This window comes from Colwellia piezophila ATCC BAA-637 (assembly GCF_000378625.1).
Lineage (GTDB): Bacteria > Pseudomonadota > Gammaproteobacteria > Enterobacterales > Alteromonadaceae > Colwellia > Colwellia piezophila.
In genome coordinates this window covers 1-2,583 of the sequence record NZ_KB905195.1, presented here as the reverse complement: position 1 = coordinate 2,583, position 2,583 = coordinate 1, and the positions used below count along the sequence as shown (strand labels likewise).

Here is a 2,583-nt window from a genome sequence, read left to right as displayed (position 1 = left end):
TACTCAGAATGAAATTGAAGCTTAAAAAGTATCCTACTAAATTTGATAACAAATATAGAAATGTAAACACAAAATCCCTTTAGGCATATAACGCCTCACTAAGAGGCAAATGATAGTTGGTTAAAATAAGTGACGCAGGAGCAAAAACCAACTGTTATTTGTCCTTTTGAGTGCCTTGTTAGCTGCTGATTTCAACATCTTGCTCTGCACACCACTCCCGTAAAGCTTGTTCAGTACGCTTTGCTTCAAATTTATACCACTCTTCAATTTTACCTGTGTTCTCTAGCAATGATTTGAATCTTGCATAAGCACCTTTACGATGAAAAATTGAACGTACTTTTTCGAACTCTGTTGGCAAGTATTCCTGAATAAAGTCGAAGGCGAGATTTGTGCCTAGATTCAATTCATTTTTATGAGGGATGGCCAAGTATTTCTCGTCATTAATATCGTCTGGTAATTCCTCTTCATTATCACCAAACTCAGAATAAAAATATGTTTTGCCTGATTCTTTACAAATGTACCCCTCATGATCAAATGGTGAACCAAAATTGACGAGTTCAAATAGATCTAAAACATCGCTAAATTTAATATTCATGCTGACCTCTGATGTGCGACTAAGCAGCTAACGCCCTCGTTAAGGGGCAAAATTTAGTTGGCTAAAATGTTGAGGAACGAAAACAGCCAACTGTATTTTGTCCTGCTTTAACAGCTTGTTAGCTGTACTAATTTGCACTTGCTCCGCTTCCACCTAGAAACATACTAGCACCAATAACAAAACCCCAATCGTACCAACCACCTGAATTGGGGAAAGAGTAAATTCTGATATCAGTAAATATACTTCCAATCAGACTGAAAAAAATACAGAAGCCATGCACAAGCCCCATAAAAAACCCAGGAGGATCGTATGCATTGGGTGTAGGCTGGGATGCGCAACTAGCCAGTAGCAGCCCAACGGCTAATGTTAAGATTAGAACTTTATACTGCTTCAACTTTGCGATATTCACCATGAACCTCCTGTACAGCTAACGCCCAAATAAGGGGCTGATTAATAGTTGGCTAAAATGTGAAGCGGAGCGAAACCTAGCCAACTGTTAGCAGTCCCACTTTATTTTCTTGTTATGTGTTTTGTTGCGCCCACCGACAATAGCAAACCAGAAAAAACATATACCAACTAAAACAACTTCTAATGCAGTATTTTCAGGGGATATGATAATTAGATACACCAATGGTCCGCCAGACATACCAAAAGAAAGTAGCTCATATAAAATATTATTGAATCTAGACTGCCCACTTACACGCTGACGCCAATAGTTGAGGGTTAACGTGACAGTAGGCAATAGGATAATCAACAACACTTCAAATACAGTCATAATCACCTAAAACACATAACGCCCACTTAAGGGGCAAAATAGAGCTGGCTAAAATAAGTGAACGGAGTGAACAAAACAGCCAACTTTATTTTGTCCTTCTTTAAGTTCTTGTTATGTTTTAACTCTCAGCTGATTCCTGATTTGATTCTTTTTTACTTAATAAATTAATGAGTTGAATTTGAGAATCTGCTATGGATTTTTGAGACCCTGCAATATCTGTAATACGGTTAAGTAATTTAACAGCAAAGACGATAATCCCAACTACAATTGCAAGTTGAAAAATAATGGCTAAAAGAGCTACTCCTGCGAACATATACGATCCTTATATATTGAATAAAACATAACGCCCACATTAACGGGCTAAGAAACAGTTGGCCATAATTGTGAACGTAGTGAACGCGGCCAACTGTTGCGTGTCACGTTGAATTGCTTGTTATATGCACGTACTGCTAATTAGTGCATTTTGCTTTTTAATCTCACTAGAGTTCTTATCTGTTTCAGCAATAGCCAAATCTATTTTAGCTTCAGTACATTTATCAGATAACTCTTTATTCATAAGATAAGTTTGATCTTTTTGCTGCTGAGTTAACCCCTCAGCGCCACTATATTGATTTCTATCTTCAGGTGCTCGGTCTTTTTGATACGGTGGTGGTTGACTTGCACCACATGCTGATAATAAAACGATCAGTGAAAGAGAAAGTAGTTTGATGTTCAATGCTTGATACTCCTTGTGCATATAACGCCACAATAAGCGGCTAAGTAATGGTTGGCTAAAATGTAAAGCGAAGCGGAAACGAGCCAACTGTTGCGTGTCCGTTTGATTGCCTTGTTAGTTGTTTTTTGTTAAAAGAACAACAGAAGCAATAAGTTACCACGTTTGTGAGTTATACGGAAGAGTCAAAATACACCCTGTACCGCTACACGAAAAAGGTGGAACTTTGAGCCACTCAACTTACCTTATTGAAGCGAACTCACTAAACCTTAAATTGACAAATGAGGTTGAATTTCGCTGGTTAACATTTGAAAGATAATGGCGAAAACTCACTGATACACATGCCAAGCCAATTTATAAAACACTGCTTTTACAATAACAATTTAACTTGAACTAGCGGTGCCAACTAACGCCCTGCTAAGGGGCTGATAATAGTTGGCTATAATGTGCGAGGAACGAAGCGCAGCCAACTGTTAGCAGTCCGTTTTGAGCAGCTTGTTA

The 2,583-nt window shown here is 38.2% G+C and carries 4 protein-coding genes; all 4 read right to left on the bottom strand.

Features of this window, described 5'->3' with window-relative positions; genetic code table 11:
* Positions 1-178: 178 nt before the first annotated feature.
* Positions 179-595, bottom strand: a complete 417-nt coding sequence (locus F580_RS0123620) for a UPF0158 family protein (RefSeq protein ID WP_019030233.1) — start codon at positions 593-595, stop codon at positions 179-181.
* Positions 596-1,091: 496 nt separating this feature from the next.
* Positions 1,092-1,370 (bottom strand): hypothetical protein, encoded by a 279-nt coding sequence (locus tag F580_RS0123610; protein ID WP_019030231.1) that lies wholly within the window; start codon positions 1,368-1,370, stop codon positions 1,092-1,094.
* A gap of 118 nt (positions 1,371-1,488) precedes the next feature.
* Positions 1,489-1,683, bottom strand: coding sequence for a hypothetical protein (locus F580_RS0123605; protein WP_019030230.1), 195 nt, complete (start codon positions 1,681-1,683; stop codon positions 1,489-1,491).
* 120 nt (positions 1,684-1,803) lie between these two features.
* Positions 1,804-2,106, bottom strand: coding sequence for a hypothetical protein (locus F580_RS0123600; protein ID WP_425393364.1), 303 nt, complete (start codon positions 2,104-2,106; stop codon positions 1,804-1,806).
* Positions 2,107-2,583: the final 477 nt, after the last annotated feature.

Bases quoted from the DNA above. Each gene is read 5' to 3' on its own strand.
- F580_RS0123620 (WP_019030233.1), bottom strand. From the start codon at position 595: ATGAATATTAAATTTAGCGATGTTTTAGATCTATTTGAACTCGTCAAT.
- F580_RS0123600 (WP_425393364.1), bottom strand. From the start codon at position 2,106: ATGCACAAGGAGTATCAAGCATTGAACATCAAACTACTTTCTCTTTCA.
- F580_RS0123605 (WP_019030230.1), bottom strand. From the start codon at position 1,683: ATGTTCGCAGGAGTAGCTCTTTTAGCCATTATTTTTCAACTTGCAATT.
- F580_RS0123610 (WP_019030231.1), bottom strand. From the start codon at position 1,370: ATGACTGTATTTGAAGTGTTGTTGATTATCCTATTGCCTACTGTCACG.